Here is a 16,828-nt window from a genome sequence, read left to right as displayed (position 1 = left end):
TGCCATGCGGCGGGCGGACTGTCAAGGCACAATTGCGGATACAGCGCTCGGGGGGGAGGCCGGCCCGGGGCCGGGGAGCGGTCTCTCGGGGGGCGCGCCGGAGCGCGCCCCCCGGGGCGGGACCCGCAAGGCCGGTATCCTAGCGGATCACCACGAACTTGCCGACTTTGCGCGCGAAGGCGGCGTTGAAATCGGTCTCCACGGAAAATAGATAGACGCCGCTCGCGACGTCCTGGCCATTGCGCGACACCAGGTCCCATTCGGCCGTTCCCACCCCCCCGCGCCCGTCGAACCCGATCTCCTCCACCAGGTCCCCGGCCAGGGTGAAGATGCGGATCGTGCCGCGGTCCGCGGGGAGGTTGCGGAACTCCACCTTGATGCCGGTGGGGTCGTCGTTGTTGGGACCGAGCGCCCAGGGCTGCATCGACTCCCGGGTGGCCGGGTTGGGGACCACATACACCGCCTCGTCGCGGTAGGCGTAGTCCGCCTGCGAGGGTTGTTGCGGTTCGACGAACACGAAGTTCGCGGCGGGGTCGCCCATCTTTCCCGGGGTGAGGGCGCGGGTGTCTTCGTCTTCGCCGTGATCGGAAGCGGTCACCGCGTAGAAGTAAGGGCGGCCACGGTGCATGCTGCGGTCGATGTAGCGGTAGTACTGGCGGCCGCGCTCCATCATCCCCAGTTCGTATGCCGCCAGCGCCTCCAGCGTGTCGCACACCTGGGGGGTTACGCCCTGCGGGCAGGGCGGGTCCGCGCCGGGGTACTCGGTGAGGTACTGCTTCATGCTCTCGATCATGTCGCGCTTCTGGGCCGGCTCGAGGATGTGGGCGAGCGGTTCGTAGCGGAACGGGTTGAGCCCCGTATCATCCCCCAGCCCGTTTACCACGTCCATGGCACGGAGCAGCTTCCACAAGTTGGACGGCGGCCCGGTTCGCGCGGATGTTCCCGTCGGCCGCGTCCAGTTGTCCGCCCGGAATACACGATAGCCCTCGAAGTCCAGCCTGAGCGTCTTTACGTCGGGCGTGACCTCGCTGAAGTTGTCCCAGTAGATGGCGACACCGTCGCGCGCGGCGGCGTCGATGCGAAGCGTCGGCGGCGGCGGCGCGGTTCCCACCAGCCAGTAGATGTGTGTCTCCTGGCCGTCCACGCCGGTCATGAACTTGAGCGAGTCCTCCAGCGTGTATCCGCAGCCGGCGCGGAAGATCTCCTCGCGCGCGCAGTCGTTGTTGATCCACACCGTCTGCCCGCGCGGAACGTTGACCGGCGGTTGCTGGGCGAAGCGGCAGGTGTCGATGGCCACCCCCATGGCGGGGCCGACCACCGGTGTCTCGCGACCGGTGGCGCCGGTGAGGTCGTCGTTGTCCTGGTCGAACCAGGCGCCCTCGTAGGTGAGCTGCGCGCTGGCCGCGTTGGCCACCATGCCGGCATAGCGTTCGCCGATGACGAAGGCGGTCTGGAACACGAGCGTGCTGCCGGGCAGCAGCTCCTTGAAGGGGCCGGCCGCCATCAGCATGCGGTAGTCGCGCGGTACCTGCGCGTTGCGCTCGATCACCTTCGATGACAGCAGTTCGTAGCGCTCGAAGTCGTTGGTGGGATCGCCGCCGTCCTCGAACGACGCGCTGCCCGAGAAGTTGGCGTAGGTGCTGATGCCCACACGCCGCGGCGCGGTTTCGCCGGTGGGGTCCACGGTATGACCCAGGAACATGATGCCCAGGTAACCCAGCGTGCGGCCCTCGTCGCCGTCGGCGTCGAAGACGTAGGCGATGTCCATGGAGACGGGTCCAAGGTCGGTGCATTCCACCGGGACGAAACTGCGGCCGGTGGCGTCGTCTTCATAGTAGCGGTCAGTGGTGCGCTGGCCGGCGTCGCCGTCGGCGAAGAAACCCACGTAAACGTCTTCCAGCACGTTGCTGCCGGCGTTTGTGATGTGAAACTCGATGCCCACGAAATCGTCGTAGCGGTCTTCCTCCCACTGGAAGCTCTGCTGCCGCACCTCCAGCCCGAGCGGGTTGTGCTGCGGGAACGCGCGCGCGGTTTCCGGGTAATAGTCGGCATAGCGGCAGGCGAACATCTGGTTGGAGATGGCGGCGAAGTCCTCGTCGATGGCGCCGTCGCCGTCGTCGTCATAGCCGTTGAGCGGGTCTTCATCCACCGCGCCGTCGCCGTCGTCGTCGGCCTCGGCGGGCGCGCGGGCGCCGCCGCGGGTGCCTTCCGCGGCGCGGTACATGATGTCGCGGGTGTCGCGGCCGGGATCGAATTCGAAGACGATGCCGTTGGGATCGAAGCCCAGGGTGGTGGACACGGCGGGGATGCCGTTCTTGAGCGCGCCCACCCACAGGCCGGCGCCGAACAGGTACTCGGTGCCGCTGCCCGCAGGCCATTGCGCCGAGGGGGCCTCGGAATACGCGGCCCCGGCACCGGGCAGGGAGCCGAACAACCCCCAGTTGCCCAGGTGCATCTGCAGTTCGCCCACGTTATGGACGGTGGACCCGTCGAGCACGAACACACGCTGCGGCTCACCGCCGGTCTTGGACGCCGGTGGTGTATAGCTGTGACGGGCCGCGGCGACAGTGGGGATTGCAAACAGAAACGGCGCAACGAGCGCCAGCGAACCTCGTTTCATGCCATCCTCCTGGATACATCCCGGAGTCGGTGGGGCTCACCGGTGTGACGAAACGAGGGGTGGGATCGCGAAGCAATTTGGCTTCGTGCTTTCAATGAGCATCGTGCCCGGAGTTGCGTCAAGCGCCATCTTGTGCGGGGGCAGTGCTGGCGTAAACCACCGGCGTTCGCTTAACATGGAGATCCGTGGTCGCCACAGGTAAATGTATGACCCTTTCATTTGGACAGATTCTCGGCCGTCGTGGCCCTGGCGCAATCGCGATGCTGCTCGCGGTGCTGGCGCTGGGTGGTTGCGGCGAGGAAAAGACGGCGCCGAAGCGTCTCGCCATTGCCTACTCCAACGACCTGTGGGGCGAGATCCGCTCCTGCGGGTGCTCCGAACACGACCTGGGCGGGTTGGGACGACGTGCCACCTTCCTGAAGGCCGTCGCGGACACCACCGGAGACATGCTGCTGGTGGATGCGGGCGATTTTTTCGGCGCGAGCATCAACTACGGCGTCGAGAAGGCCGACGTCACCCTCAAGTCCATGGCGCTCATGGGCTATCACGCTGTGGTGATCGGCGAGGACGAACTCGGTTTCGGACTGGACTTCATCCTGCGGCGTTCCCGCGACGCGCGGCTGCCCATCGTGGCGGCCAATCTGTACGACGCGGTCGGGGATACGTTGATCTTTCCGGCGTCGCGCGTGGTTACGCTGCCCTCCGGCCTGCGCGTGGGCATTGCGGGCGTGATGAGCCCCGCCATTGCGCTGCCGCCGCAGGTGGCGGCGGGATCGCTGGACATTCGCGACCCGCTGGCGGCCGTGCAGCCGGTGGTGGACGGGATGCGCGGCGATGTGGACCTGGTGGTGGTGCTGGCGCACATGCCGCGCGGGGAGGCGCAACGCTTCACGGAATTGCTGCGCGGGGTGGACGCCGTGTTCCACGGGCACGACGGGAAGCCCATGCGCCAGTTGCGCCGTTTCGGCGACGCCTACCTGCTCGAGCTCGCGGCGCGCGGGCTGTACATGGGCGTGGCCTACGCCACGCTGGGGCCCGACGGGCGCGTCGCCAGCATGCAGGATGCGGTGGTTCCCATGGACGAGCGCTTTCCGGACGACGAGGCCATCGGCCGCCTGTTCCAGGCCTACGACTTCGACATCGCCGCCAAGGAGCGCGCGACGCTCCCCACCGGTGTCACCAACGTGCGCAACCTCTCCCACAGCCGTTTCCAGGGCGCGGAGGCGTGCCGGGAGTGCCACGAGGACATCCACGCCGCGTGGTCGGACACACGGCACGCGCACGCCTGGGAAACGCTCACCGACCTCTCGCGCGAGTTCGACCGGGATTGCACACCGTGCCACTCGGTGGGCTTCTATAAGAACGGGGGCTTCGAGAACGTCGTTGCCACCCCCCACCTCACCGGCGTGCAGTGCGAGTCCTGCCACGGCAATGCGGCCGGTCACGTGCGGGACCCGGACGTCAGACCCGGCGTGGAAGACGCACGCAGCCTGTGCCGGGACTGCCACAACGAGGACCAGAGCCCGGACTTCGAGGTGGAGGCGTTCTGGAAGCGGATCGACCATGGCCCGGGCGGGGCGCCGGCCGGTGCGGTAAAAGGCCGTTGACACTGCCGGGGGGCGGTGTTACGGTTCCGGCCTACCGGTTTATTTTTGATGATCCCACCGGAGCACCGAATCGGCGCAAAGAACCCAACGCACGGGGAAGGAACACTGCGCGCCGGGTATCAAGGAGTGGTTCGTCGATGAAATTCAAGTTTGTTGCGTTGTGCCTGCTGGGTGTCTTTGTTCTCGCGGGCTGCGGCGAGAAGGCGCCCGTAGATCCGTACGCCCAGATTTCGCTGCGCCAGGCGCTGTACGGCCCGCCCGTTCTGAGCAAGGGCTTCAAGTACAAGCTGGTGTCACCCGAGATCGTCGAGTCAGCCGGCGACTATGTGCTCGTCCGCCAGGGGAACGTTTCCACGTTCATCACCGGCGCGAGTCTCGCCGACAAGATCAAGTCCTACGATCCGGGGACGATCACGTTCAACGTCGTCAAGAAGTTCAGCCCTGCGCCGCATTTCCGGTGCATGGAAGTGGTGGCGGGCAACGACACCGTTCCCATTCCGCAGGGACGTTCCATTCCGTTGCCGCGCATGACCAATGCCGCCGGCTTTGCGTCTGAGGATCATACGCCCGCTGAAATGACGCGCTTCAAATACAACGACACCGTTGGCCTCGAGAAAGAGCCGGAGCGCAAGTACCAGCTCTCGGCCAAGCTGGTGCGCGTCGAAGAGGGCAAGGACAAGTACTGGATGCTGGAAGGTGCCACGCCTTCCGCCCGGGGCCAGGTGCCCCTGCTGCGTGTGGCGGAACCGCCGCCGGCGCTCGAGATCGTGTTCAACCTGCTGGCCAGCAGCGGTGCCACGTTTGACGGTGGCGTCACCTTCGTGGAGGCCGAACCGTGGGTGAAGCGGCAGAAGAATCACGTCTGCGGCACGGTGGAAGTTGACTACGTGACCTTCTTGAACAAGGTGTTCCGGACCTGATCGCGCGACGAACCCGATCCCGTCCGTTTCTGTACCTGGAAAGAGGCGCCCTCGGGGGCGCCTCTTTCACGTTCGGAACCTTATGCTGCATCCTCCGCAAACCCTGCTTGACCGCCGTTTTCGGCCTGCGGTAGCGTCCGGGCCATGAAGCGGCTTCCCACCTGGCTCGAGATCGATCTCGACCGGCTCGACCGGAACATCGAGACCATCCAGACCGCCGTCGGCGCCGACGTCGGCATCCTGCTGACCGTGAAGGCCGACGCCTACGGTCACGGCGCGGTGCAGGTGGCGTCCGCGGTGGCGCAGCGCGTGCGCATCTTCGGCGTGGCCACGGTGGACGAAGCGGTCGAGTTGTGGGAGTCCGGCATCCGCAACGACATCCTCATCCTGAGCCCCATCCTGGAGACCGAACTCCCCCCGGTTGCCCGGCACGGGTTTGCCATCACACTGCCTTCGGCCAGTTTCGCCGACGCGGTGGCGCGTTTTGCGCCGGCGCGGCCGCTCGACGTGCACGTCGAGGTCGATACCGGCATGGGACGAACCGGAATCGCCGAAGAGGAAGCGTTCGATGAAATCGTGCGCATCGCGCGCAACGCGGCGGTGAACCTGCGCGGTGTCTATACGCATTTCCCGGTGTCGGACACGGATGCCGAGTACACGCGCGGACAGATAAAACGTTTCCGAGCGCTGGTGGCGCGCCTGCGGGAGGCCGGGGTGGTGGTACCGATGGTGCACAGTGCCAACAGCGCCGCCGTGGATGGCGTGGCCGAATCGCACATGGACCTGGTGCGGCCCGGGCTGCTGGCGTACGGCCTGCACCCTGCGGGCGGGACGCCCGGTATCGCCGTCGCGCCCGTCATGGCGTGGAAGTCGCGCATCGTGCGCGTGCGCCGCGTGGCCGCGGGGCGCACGATCTCCTACGGCCGCTCGTTCACCACCCGGCGCGATTCGATCATCGGCGTGGTTCCGGTGGGCTACGGTCACGGCTATCCGCTGCGCCTGTCGGGCCGGGGCGCCATGCTCGTGTCCGGACACCGCGTGCCCATCGTGGGGCGCGTCACCATGGACATGACGATGGTCGACCTCACCGATCTCCCGGCGATTCCCGCCGAGGGCGATGACGTGGTGCTGGTGGGGAGCCAGGGGGACGAATCGATTTCGTTCCACGATCTCGCCACGTGGGCGGACACCATCTGCTACGAGATCATGTGCATGATCTCCAAGCGGGTGCCGCGCACCTACTTCCGCCGCGGCAAGGTGGAGACCTTCAAGACACTGCTCGGCGTGTTGCCCAACAACGTCGCCGTGTAAACGCGTTCGCGCGGCCGGTGCCGCATCATCATGCGATTCTCCAGGGTGATTCTTCTGGTCCTGGACGGCGTTGGCGCCGGCGAGGCACCGGATGCCGCCGCGTACGGCGACACGGGCAGTCACACCCTGGCCAACACCGCCCGCGCGGTGGGTGGCCTGCGGGTTCCCACGCTGGCGCGGCTGGGCCTCGGGGGCATCACCCACATCGCGGGTGTCACGCCCGCCACCGAAGCGCGGGCGCACCATGGCCGCCTGTGCCCGCGATCCGCGGGCAAGGACAGCACCACCGGTCACTGGGAACTGATGGGCTGCGTCCTCACCCATCCATTTCCCACCTACCCGGACGGGTTTCCAGCGGACGTGGTGGCGCGCGTGGAAGACGCGCTTGGCCGCCGGATCCTCGGCAACAGGGTCGCCAGCGGCACCGTGATCCTGGAGGAACTGGGGCCGCGCCACCTGGAAACCGGCGCACCCATCGTGTACACGTCGGCCGACAGCGTGCTGCAGATTGCGGCGCACGAGGCACGCGTCGCGCCCGCGCAGTTGTACGCGTGGTGCGAGGCGGTGCGCGCCGTGATGGTGGTGCCGCACGCCGTCGGGCGGGTCATCGCGCGTCCCTTCGCGGGGAGTCCGGGCCGTTTTCACCGCACCGCGGGGCGCCGCGACTACTCGCTGGCCCCGCCGCAATCCACCGTGCTCGATCGCCTCGCCGGCGCGGGCAGGCGCACCCTGACCATCGGCAAGATCGACGATCTCTTCGCGGGGCGGGGTATCGCGCATGCGCTGCACACGCGCGACAATCGCGAAGGAATGGCGCGCCTGCTGGAGGCCGTGCGCGGTGACGGCTTCGATCTCGTATTCGTGAACCTGGTGGACTTCGACAGCATGTGGGGACACCGCAACGACGCGCGCGCATTCGCCCTGGGGCTGGAGGAGTTCGACGCCTTCCTGGGCGGTTTCCTGGAAGAACTCCGGGAGCGAGACCTTCTGATCATCACCGCGGACCACGGCAACGATCCCACCACGCCCGGCACCGACCACAGCCGCGAATACGCACCCCTCCTGGTGCATCACCATGGGCTGGTGAACGGGCGCCTGCTGGGTGATCGCGATTCGCTGGCCGACGTGGGTGCAACCGTGGAGTGGATTCTCAGCGGCACGCGCGCGCCCGCGGGAACGCCGGTGGTGGACGCGGCGGGCGCCGCGACCGGCTAGTGCTCTTCCAGAATACGGCGGTCGAGTTCTTCGACGCTCTGCATGTCCTGCACCGGGCGCGCCGACGCGGATCCGTGACGGTCGCAGGAGCGGCGTGGCTCGGTGCCCACGATGAACACCTCGCGGCGGATACGCGGGCAGAACTCGGTGGCCAGCAGGCCCGTCTTCTCGCAGATGATGCGGTACTCGACGCCCTGCACCTCGGGGAAGTCGGGTGCGTGGCGGTGGGCGTAGTACGTCTTCATGACCGACGTCCACGTGGGCAGTGAAACCGCCGATCCGGTCATTCTCGCGCCCATCGTCTTCTTCTCGTCGAAGCCCGACCACACGCCGACGGCGAGGTCTCCGGTGAACCCGACGAACCACGCGTCGGTGCACAGATCGGTGGTGCCGGTCTTGCCCGCGGCGGGTTCGTTGAAGCCGTTGACACGCGCGTTGTGGCCGAAGCCCTCGTTCATCACGCTCTCCAGCAGGCTGGTGATCATGTAGTTCACCGCCGGGTCCACCACTTCCTCGCGATAAATGGAATTCTCTTCCAGCACACGCCCCTCGCGATCCACCACCTTTTTTACCAGTAGCGCGTCGCCGCGCATGCCGCCCGCGGCGAGGGTGGCGTAGGCGTTGGTCATCTCCAGCAGGGTGACTTCCGAAACCCCGAGGGCCAGCGAGTACACCGCCTCGAGGTCGCTCTTGATCCCCAGGCGGTGGGCCATGTTGATGGCCTCCGCCGGCCCCATCGCCATGAGCAGGCGGATGGCGGCGATGTTGATGGACACGTTGAGCGCGTGGCGCAGCGTCACCTCGCCCTCGAACGTCTCCGAGTAATTCTGCGGCTTCCACACGTCGCCGTTGGGGAGGTCGAGCACGATGGGCGCGTCGAGGAGGATATCGGCGGGCGTGTATCCGTTTTCCATCGCCGCCGCGAAGATGAAGGGCTTGAACGCGGATCCCGGCTGGCGCTTCGCCTGCACGGCCCTGTCGAACTTGCTGTCCTTGAAGCTGCGCCCGCCCACCAGGGCGCGCACCAGGCCGCTCTTGACGTCGATCGCAACCACCGCACCCTGCAGGTAGGCCGGCGTGCCAACCGCCTCGCCGGCGGCGAGGGCGGCCTCGTAGCTGGGCTTGGTTTCCGAGTAGTTGCGCCATTTCTCCATGCGCGCGAGCTGCGATTCCATGCTGTCCTCGGCCGCGCGTTGCAGCAGCGGGTCGAGGCCCGTGTACACCTTGAGGCCGTCGCGGTAGATGCGATCCGAACCGTAGCGTTCCTCCAGATACTGGCGAACCTCTTCGAGGAAGTAGGCGGCGAACTCGCTCTGGCCGGGCTTGCCGGGGCGGACGTTGACCGGTTCCACGGAAATGGAATCCGCCTCGGCGCGGGTGAGCTTGCCCGTGTCCACCATGGCGGCGAGCACGACGTCGCGCCGTTGCATCGCGCGCTCCAGGTGGTTGATGGGGGAGTAGTCGCGCGGGTTCTTGGGAAGCCCCGCGATCATGGTGGCCTCGCCGATGGTGAGTTCCTTTGCCTTCTTGCCGAAGAAGGTCTGCGCGGCCGCTTCCACGCCGTGCGCGCCACCGCCGAAGTAAATCTGATTGAGGTACATCTCCAGGATTTCGTCCTTGGAGTATGCGCGCTCGATGCGCATGGCCAGCATGGCTTCCTTGATCTTGCGCGTGAGCGTGTTCTCGAACATGTCGAAGAGGTTGCGCCCCAGCTGCTGGGTGATGGTGCTGCCCCCCTGCACACGCTGCCCGCGGCGCGCGTTGATGACGACCGCGCGCGCGATGCCGAACATGTCCACACCCCAGTGGGTGTAGAACTTGCGGTCCTCGATGGCGATGAAGGCGTCCACCAGGTAGGGCGGCAGGTCCTCCAGCGGAACCAGCGCGCGGTCCTCCACGAAGTACTCGCCCACCACGCTCGAGTCGGCGCCGAACACCTGGGTCTTGAGCGTGGGCTCGATCATCTCGAGGCGGGAGGTGCTGGGCAGATCGCGCGCGAAGTAGCGGTAGGCGCTGAACATCAGCCCCGATGCGAGCACGGCCACGCCGATGAGGATGTGCTCCACCCGCCAGCGCGGCGGCTGCCCGCCGGGCGCAGGCGCCGCGGGGTCCGCGGGCGGCGCCGCCGGTGGCGGCTGCCGGGGTGGCTGTGTGGTGCCGTTGTTCAGATCGTCATTCATAGGATCAACCTGGGGTCCCCGGCACGATAGCACGGGGCGCCGAATGGCGGCTATGCTTTACGCCACCCGCCGCCGGCTGATACAATTGCCGACTCCAGCTAAAGTTACGCCGTTGAAAGGTAGCATTCCATGACGCGCAAGCAAGACGAAACCGCGCTCTCGGTCGACCAGCAGATGGCCATCATCCGCCAGGGCGCCGTCGAGGTCATCCCCGAGGAGGACCTGCGGCGCAAACTGGAGCGATTCCTCGCCGGCGGCGAGCCGCTGGTGATCAAGCAGGGGTTCGACCCCACCGCCCCCGACATCCATCTCGGCCACACCGTCGGGTTGCGAAAACTGCGCCAGTTTCAGGACCTCGGGCACACCGTCGTGTTCCTCATCGGGGACTTCACCGGAATGATCGGCGATCCCAGCGGCCGCAGCGAGACCCGCCGGCGTCTCGACCACGCCGAACTCATCGACAACGCAAAGACATACACCGAGCAGGCGTTCAAGATCCTGGATCCGAAGAAAACCCGGGTGGATTACAACAGCCGCTGGCTGGCCAAGATGGAATTCGCCGACGTGTTGCGCCTTACCGCCACGCAGACCGTCGCGCAGATGCTGGAGCGCGACGACTTCGAGAAGCGTTACCACGCGGGCAAGCCCATCAGCCTGCTCGAGTTCGTATACCCGCTGGCGCAGGGGTACGACTCCGTCGCGCTTCAGGCCGACGTGGAGATCGGGGCCACCGAGCAGAAGTTCAACCTGCTCATGGCCCGCGAAATCCAGCGGCAGTACGGGCAGGAGCCCGAGGTGATCCTCACCCTGCCCATCCTGGAGGGGATCGACGGCGTCGAGAAGATGAGCAAGTCGCTGGGCAACTATATCGGCATCACCGAGGCGCCCGAGGAGATCTTCGGCAAGACGATGAAGATCCCCGATACGCTGATCGTGAAATACTTCGAGCTGGTGACGTCTCGAACGCCGGCGGAGGTCGATGCCATCCGCGCGCGTCTGAAGGATCCTTCCACCAATCCATCGCACCTCAAGCGCGAACTGGCGCGCACCCTGGTTGCCGAATACCACGATGCGGAAGCCGCCGAGGCGGCGGAGGCGCACTTCAACCGGTTGTTCGTTCAGCACGAGCGCCCCGAGGAAACGCAGCGCGTCGAAATGAAGGTGGATGAGGGCGGGCTGTGGATCGCGAAGGCCCTGCAGCAGGCGGGGCTGTGCACGAGTACCTCGCAGGCGCGCCGCATGATCTCGCAGGGCGCGGTCAAGGTGGACGGAGAGAAGGTCTCCGACGCCGACCTGCGCCTCGTGCCGCGCAAGGAAGCCTACGCCGTACAGGTGGGCAAGCGCGGTTTCGCCGACATCGTGGTGTCCTGAGCGCATGCGCCGACTCGCATGCATGGCGCTGGTGCTGCTGGCCGCCGCGGGGGCCGCCCGGGGACAGGTCGCGGAACCGGACCTGCTGGACATTCCTTCCCGGGGTGACTATCTCGACAGCCCCGTCTTCTACGATCACTATATCGACCGATACGCCGATCCCGCCGACCTGCCCGGCCTGCGCGACGGTCGCGTACGCGTCCAGCACTACGACGCGTTCGACGCCCGCAGCTTCGCCTGGGAACAGACTATCGGCACGGACTACAGCTGGTGGATGCAGATGCAGGAGATGCGCTTCCTGCTGCCGCTGATCGCGTCGCCGCGCGAGCAGGATCGCGCCATTGCGCGCGACTGGTTGATCCGCTGGTTCGCGGTGCACATGGCCGGTGACGTGGCGCCCGCGCGCTGCGGTGAACCCATGACGTGGGCGTATCGCGCGCTGGTGTTCGTGTACTACCTGCGCAGCGAGCAGACGCGCGGGCAACCCGACGAGGACGTGGTGGGCATTCTGCGGGGGGCGATTCTCGAGCACCAGCGATGGCTTGCCAAACACTTCGACCCGAACAGCAACCACGGTTTCATCGATGCGCTCGGTCTCTACGAAACCACGCGCGTGTACGACGACGAGAATGCGCGCGGCGTCGCGTGCGAGCGTCTGCGGGCGCTGACCCGGCTGTCGGTGTCGGAGCGCGGGGTCCACCGCGAACACGCCGCGGGCTACCATTTCACAGTTCTTGGCTGGTTGGACGAAATCGCAGCCTATCTGGCGTCGGGGCCGGAGTCGGTGCAGGAGACGGCCCTCGAGCTGAGCGATGCCGTCGCCCGCATGCGCGCCGCCGCCTACTACCTGCAGGACCACAGCGGCGGCATTCCGCAGATCGGCGACACGGACTCCTCCGCCGTGGACAAGTTCGGCGGGCAGTATCGCATTGCGCGTGCGCCCGGCGGGCAGAGGGTGCTGGTGGACACCGACGCGGGCTACGCCGTGTACAAAGGCGACGGGCGCCACCGCGACCGCCGCTACGTGGTCTTCCGGGTTCCGGCGCAGCGCGTGGAAATGTCCGCACACGCCCATTGCGACGCGCTCTCGGTGCTTTACTGTGTCGACGGCGAAACCCTGCTGGGTGACGCGGGCAAGTTCTCCTACGCGGGCGACATGCGCCGTCACTTCTGCCGCTCCGCCATGGCCCACAACACCGTGTTGCGGGCGTTGACGCAGCCGGATCCCTCGGTGGTCCGCAATGTGCTGCGCGCGGAGCGCGTACTCAATCTCTCGAATGCCGACACGACCTGCTGGCGCGGCGAGATGACGAATGTCGCGTACCACGTGACGAGGACGGTGGTGATGTCGCATCGCGACCGGGCGCTGGTGGTGACGGACACCCTGCGCGCGGGCGGGCAGCGGCACCGTCCCGCGGCGCAGCCGCCGGACGCGGTCCCGCCGCACGCAGTCCTGCTGTGGAACATCGGTCCGTCGGTGTGGAAGATCGTCCCGCTGCAGGCGGGGGAAGGGGGCATCTGGTCGTGGCGTCTCGTTACCAGGCGAGCCCGCAGCTTTGAAATGCAGATCCGTGTGGTGCCCCTGAGTGCCGCCGCGACGGTCCAGGTACGACAGGCGCGCGGGGAGGGCAGCCCGATGCTGGGGTGGTATTCGCCGCAGCACGGGATCCTGCGGCCCGCGTCGGTGCTGGTGGTTCAGATCGAGGGTGAGTTGTTCGTCGAGACCCGCGTGGACGAACTCCGCCGCCACCCGAGACGTCGTCAGCGATGAGACGATCCCGCGCCGGCGAGGCGCTGCGTGTCTTCCTCCTGCTCCTGGTCCCGCTGTGCGTCGTCGTGATGGGTGTGGAGGCGCTGCTGCGCGCCACCCACCTCTTCAACGCGCGCGTCTCCTTCAGCAAGCCGGATCCCGAGATCGGCTTCCGCTTCACGCCCGGCGCCGGCTACTGGTTCTTCGGTGAGAACGACCACCCCGTCGAGGGGCGCATCAACGCGCTGGGCTGGCGCGACTACGAACGAACGTGCGAGAAGCCGGTGCGGTGTTATCGCGTGGCGGTGATTGGCGACAGCTATGTGGAGGCATTCCAGGTGGAGTTGGATTCCACCTTCGTGGCCGTCACCGAACGGCGGCTCAACGCGCTGCACGTTCTCGGTCCGGGGGGCGGGCGTGTGGAGTGCATGAACTTCGGGCGTTCGGGCATGACCACCACCGAGGAGCTGATTGTGCTGCGGCGGGACGTGCTGCCCTGCGATCCCGACGCCGTCGTCGTGTTGTTCACCGGTGGCAACGACATTGCCGACATCAGCCCGGCGACCGCCGATGGCACCTTGCGCCCCTACCCGCGTCTGCAACCCGACGGGTCGCTCGTGTTCGACATGAGCTTCGCGCAGAGCCGGGGGTATCGCATGCGCGCGCTGATCAACCCCGTCAAGCAGCGGTCCGTGCTGGCGTCCCTGATTGCGGAGCGCTACAACGCGCTGCGCCGCGCTCCGGCACCGACCGCCGCGGTGGGGGAGCCCCGCATCTCGCGCGAGCGGTCGCTGTGCACCGCGCACCCGGACTCCACCTACCTGCGCCAGTACGCGATGAACAAGCGCCTGCTGGCCGAGATGGCCGCGGCGTGCGCCGCCCGCGGGGTGACGCTGTGGCTGATCTCGGTGCCGCCGGTCCGCCACGCCGGGGAGGCGGCGGCCCTGCGTGCGATAGACCCCACCTTCGACCCGGCCTTCTTCGACGACGATCTGGCCGCGATGGCGGACAGCACCGGGGCGGGCTTCGTGGCCCTCGCGGGGCCGTTCGCGGCGTCCGGCCGGGCCGGCGGTGAGCCGCTGTTCTGGGCCCACTGGAGCTACGCCGGTCACCGGGTGGCCGCGGACGCGCTGGTGGCGGCCCTGGCGCCGGCCATCCAGCACGAATAGCCCCCCAAGCACCCCCGGGGGGCCATGGCGACCCACCTCTCAGGGGGGGGTGAAAGATTTAACAAGAATGTTGAAGATCCCCGTTGACACTTCCCGGCCACCTCGGATATATTGGCCGTTACCTCAGTGAATTCATACCGATAGGATCTTTGATCTCGGATAGAATTCCTCCCGGGCAGGAAGCAGTTCCTGTCCGCACGATCTTTGAAAATTCGAGTAGTGTGCGTGAGCCTGAGTTAGTTCGGCTCGAGGCTTCGAACGCACGTTGTCCGCTTCTGCGGCGATGTGGCGGTTTGGGGTCTTGAGATATTGTTTCGAATCGAACGGGCTCTCGAAGTGCACGCGGTTGGCGGCGGTTTCCGCAAGGGAGCCGGTTTCCAATTCCGCACTTCGTTGAGCCATGTTTCTGATCGAATAGGATTAAAAATCTTCTACAACGGAGAGTTTGATCCTGGCTCAGAACGAACGCTGGCGGCGTGGATTAGGCATGCAAGTCGAACGTGAAAGTACTGAAGGGGTAACCCGGATGTACGAGTAAAGTGGCGAACGGGTGAGTAACGCGTGGGAAACCTGCTCCTGGGCGGGGGATAACAGCTCTAACGGGCTGCTAATACCGCATGACGCCACGGATCTCATGATTCGTGGTTAAAGGAGGCCTCTATTTATAAGCTTCCTCCTGGGAATGGTCCCGCGTTCTATTAGCTTGTTGGTGGGGTAATGGCCTACCAAGGCGACGATGGATAGCCGGCCTGAGAGGGTGGTCGGCCACACTGGGACTGAGATACGGCCCAGACTCCTACGGGAGGCAGCAGTCGAGAGGCTTCGGCAATGGGGGAAACCCTGACCGAGCGACGCCGCGTGGGTGATGAAGATTCTCGGATCGTAAAACCCTGTCAGGTGGGATGAAAAATCATTCGGCTAATACCCGAGTGACATGACAGTACCACCAGAGGAAGCTCCGGCCAACTCCGTGCCAGCAGCCGCGGTAACACGGGGGGAGCAAGCGTTGTTCGGATTCATTGGGCGTAAAGAGCTCGTAGGCGGCTCTGTAAGTCGGGGGTGAAAGACCACAGCTCAACTGTGGAACCGCCCTCGATACTGTGGAGCTTGAGGCTGGGAGAGGAAAGTGGAATTCCTGGTGTAGCGGTGAAATGCGTAGATATCAGGAGGAACACCGGTGGCGAAGGCGACTTTCTGGACCAGTTCTGACGCTGAGGAGCGAAAGCTAGGGGAGCAAACAGGATTAGATACCCTGGTAGTCCTAGCTGTAAACGATGGGCACTAGGTGTGGGGGGATCGACCCCTTCCGTGCCGCAGTTAACGCATTAAGTGCCCCGCCTGGGGAGTACGACCGCAAGGTTGAAACTCAAAGGAATTGACGGGGGCCCGCACAAGCGGTGGAGCATGTGGTTTAATTCGATGATACGCGAAGAACCTTACCGGGGCTTGACATGCAGCTGAAGGTTCGTGGAAACACGGGCCGTCCCTTACGGGACGGTTGCACAGGTGCTGCATGGCTGTCGTCAGCTCGTGTCGTGAGATGTTGGGTTAAGTCCCGCAACGAGCGCAACCCTTGTCTTTAGTTGCCATCAGGTCAAGCTGGGCACTCTAGAGAGACTGCCGGTGATAAACCGGAGGAAGGTGGGGATGACGTCAAGTCATCATGGCCCTTACGTCCCGGGCTACACACGTGCTACAATGGCAGGTACAGAGGGCTGCGAACTCGCGAGAGTGAGCGAATCCCAAAAAGCCTGTCTCAGTTCGGATTACAGTCTGCAACTCGACTGTATGAAGTTGGAATCGCTAGTAATCGCAGATCAGCAGGCTGCGGTGAATACGTTCCCGGGCCTTGTACACACCGCCCGTCAAGTCAACCGAGTCGAGTGCACCCGAAGTCGCTGCACGAACCCGCAAGGGACGAAAGCGCCGAAGGTGTGCTTGGTGAGAGGGACTAAGTCGTAACAAGGTAGCCGTACTGGAAAGTGCGGCTGGATCACCTCCTTTCTAAGGAGAGTTATGACGACGGTGATCTTTTCACGAGATCGCCGGTGTCACACTCCTAGGTCGACGAGCCGAACCTCGGCTCACCACACTACTCGTTCGAATATGGTTTCCAATTGAACCGATAATAAACTTATCGGGCCTATAGCTCAGTTGGTTAGAGCGCACGCCTGATAAGCGTGAGGTCGGTAGTTCAAGTCTACCTAGGCCCACCAGGTTCTGGAGACAATTCTCTAAGGTTTTGGGGATATAGCTCAATTGGGAGAGCACCGCCTTTGCAAGGCGGGGGTTACCGGTTCGAGCCCGGTTATCTCCACCATTTAGAGGATTTGCTGGCAATGGCCAGATTCGTTCTTTGACATTCTGTTTGGGTAAGAGAGCGGTATCTTCCTTAGATGCTAATTGAGTAAAGCTACTAAGGGCGCATGGCGGATGCCTTGGCGTCGGTAGGCGATGAAGGACGTGGTAAGCTGCGATAAGCTCCGGTGAGGTGCACACAACCGTTGATCCGGAGATTTCCGAATGGGGAAACCCAGCACGGCAAAACCGTGTTACGCGTCGATGAATCCATAGTCGATTGCGAGCTAACGGGGTGAACTGAGCCATCTAAGTAGCCCCAGGAAGAGAAAGAAACCTCGATTTCCTCAGTAGCGGCGAGCGAAAGGGAAAGAGCCTAAACCCAGC

General features: G+C 65.2%; 9 protein-coding genes, 2 tRNA genes and 2 rRNA genes (1 of these 13 running past the window's edge). 11 read left to right on the top strand and 2 right to left on the bottom strand.

All coding sequences use genetic code 11. The features are described 5' to 3' along the window. Positions 1-139: 139 nt before the first annotated feature. Complete coding sequence (locus OEX18_01665; protein ID MDH4335966.1) at positions 140-2,620, bottom strand: hypothetical protein; 2,481 nt, start codon at positions 2,618-2,620, stop codon at positions 140-142. Between the two features lie 206 nt (positions 2,621-2,826). Here OEX18_01665 and OEX18_01660 point away from each other — a divergent pair, with 206 nt between their 5' ends. From OEX18_01660 to OEX18_01645, 4 genes are all read left to right on the top strand, one after another. Further along, a complete protein-coding gene (locus OEX18_01660; protein ID MDH4335965.1) occupies positions 2,827-4,227 on the top strand; it encodes a multiheme c-type cytochrome in 1,401 nt (466 codons plus the stop codon). A 137-nt stretch (positions 4,228-4,364) separates the two neighbouring features. Next, entirely contained in the window at positions 4,365-5,147 is a 783-nt protein-coding gene (locus OEX18_01655; protein ID MDH4335964.1) for a hypothetical protein, read from the top strand. Between the two features lie 144 nt (positions 5,148-5,291). Beyond that, entirely contained in the window at positions 5,292-6,458 is a 1,167-nt protein-coding gene (gene alr / locus OEX18_01650; GenBank protein ID MDH4335963.1) for an alanine racemase, read from the top strand. Between the two features lie 30 nt (positions 6,459-6,488). Continuing rightward, a complete protein-coding gene (locus OEX18_01645) occupies positions 6,489-7,673 on the top strand; it encodes a phosphopentomutase (protein MDH4335962.1) in 1,185 nt (394 codons plus the stop codon). Here OEX18_01645 and OEX18_01640 read toward each other — a convergent pair. Next, on the bottom strand, positions 7,670-9,853 hold the full coding sequence (locus OEX18_01640) for a PBP1A family penicillin-binding protein (GenBank protein MDH4335961.1): 2,184 nt from the start codon (positions 9,851-9,853) through the stop codon (positions 7,670-7,672). The genes OEX18_01645 and OEX18_01640 overlap by 4 nt on opposite strands. Positions 9,854-9,982: 129 nt before the next feature. Here OEX18_01640 and tyrS point away from each other — a divergent pair, with 129 nt between their 5' ends. The 7 genes from tyrS to OEX18_01605 form a co-directional block, all read left to right on the top strand. Next, positions 9,983-11,224 (top strand): tyrosine--tRNA ligase, encoded by a 1,242-nt coding sequence (gene tyrS / locus OEX18_01635; GenBank protein ID MDH4335960.1) that lies wholly within the window; start codon positions 9,983-9,985, stop codon positions 11,222-11,224. Positions 11,225-11,228: 4 nt separating this feature from the next. Continuing rightward, a complete protein-coding gene (locus OEX18_01630; protein MDH4335959.1) occupies positions 11,229-12,995 on the top strand; it encodes a heparinase II/III-family protein in 1,767 nt (588 codons plus the stop codon). Beyond that, positions 12,992-14,143, top strand: a complete 1,152-nt coding sequence (locus OEX18_01625; protein MDH4335958.1) for an SGNH/GDSL hydrolase family protein — start codon at positions 12,992-12,994, stop codon at positions 14,141-14,143. Before OEX18_01630 ends, OEX18_01625 begins: the two co-directional genes overlap by 4 nt. A gap of 433 nt (positions 14,144-14,576) precedes the next feature. Then, positions 14,577-16,147: ribosomal RNA gene (locus OEX18_01620) — 16S ribosomal RNA — on the top strand. A gap of 135 nt (positions 16,148-16,282) precedes the next feature. Further along, positions 16,283-16,359, top strand: a tRNA-Ile gene (locus tag OEX18_01615). 28 nt (positions 16,360-16,387) lie between these two features. Next, positions 16,388-16,463: transfer RNA gene (locus tag OEX18_01610), tRNA-Ala, on the top strand. An 86-nt stretch (positions 16,464-16,549) separates the two neighbouring features. Further along, positions 16,550-16,828 (top strand): 23S ribosomal RNA (locus OEX18_01605); it runs 2,745 nt beyond the window's last position. Together the 16S and 23S rRNA genes with 2 tRNA genes alongside form the textbook arrangement of a ribosomal RNA operon.

The organism is Candidatus Krumholzibacteriia bacterium (assembly GCA_029865265.1).
Lineage (GTDB): Bacteria > Krumholzibacteriota > Krumholzibacteriia > WVZY01 > JAKEHA01 > JAKEHA01.
The sequence above is the reverse complement of the archived record's forward strand: the minus strand, read 5'-3'. Positions and strand labels throughout refer to the sequence as shown.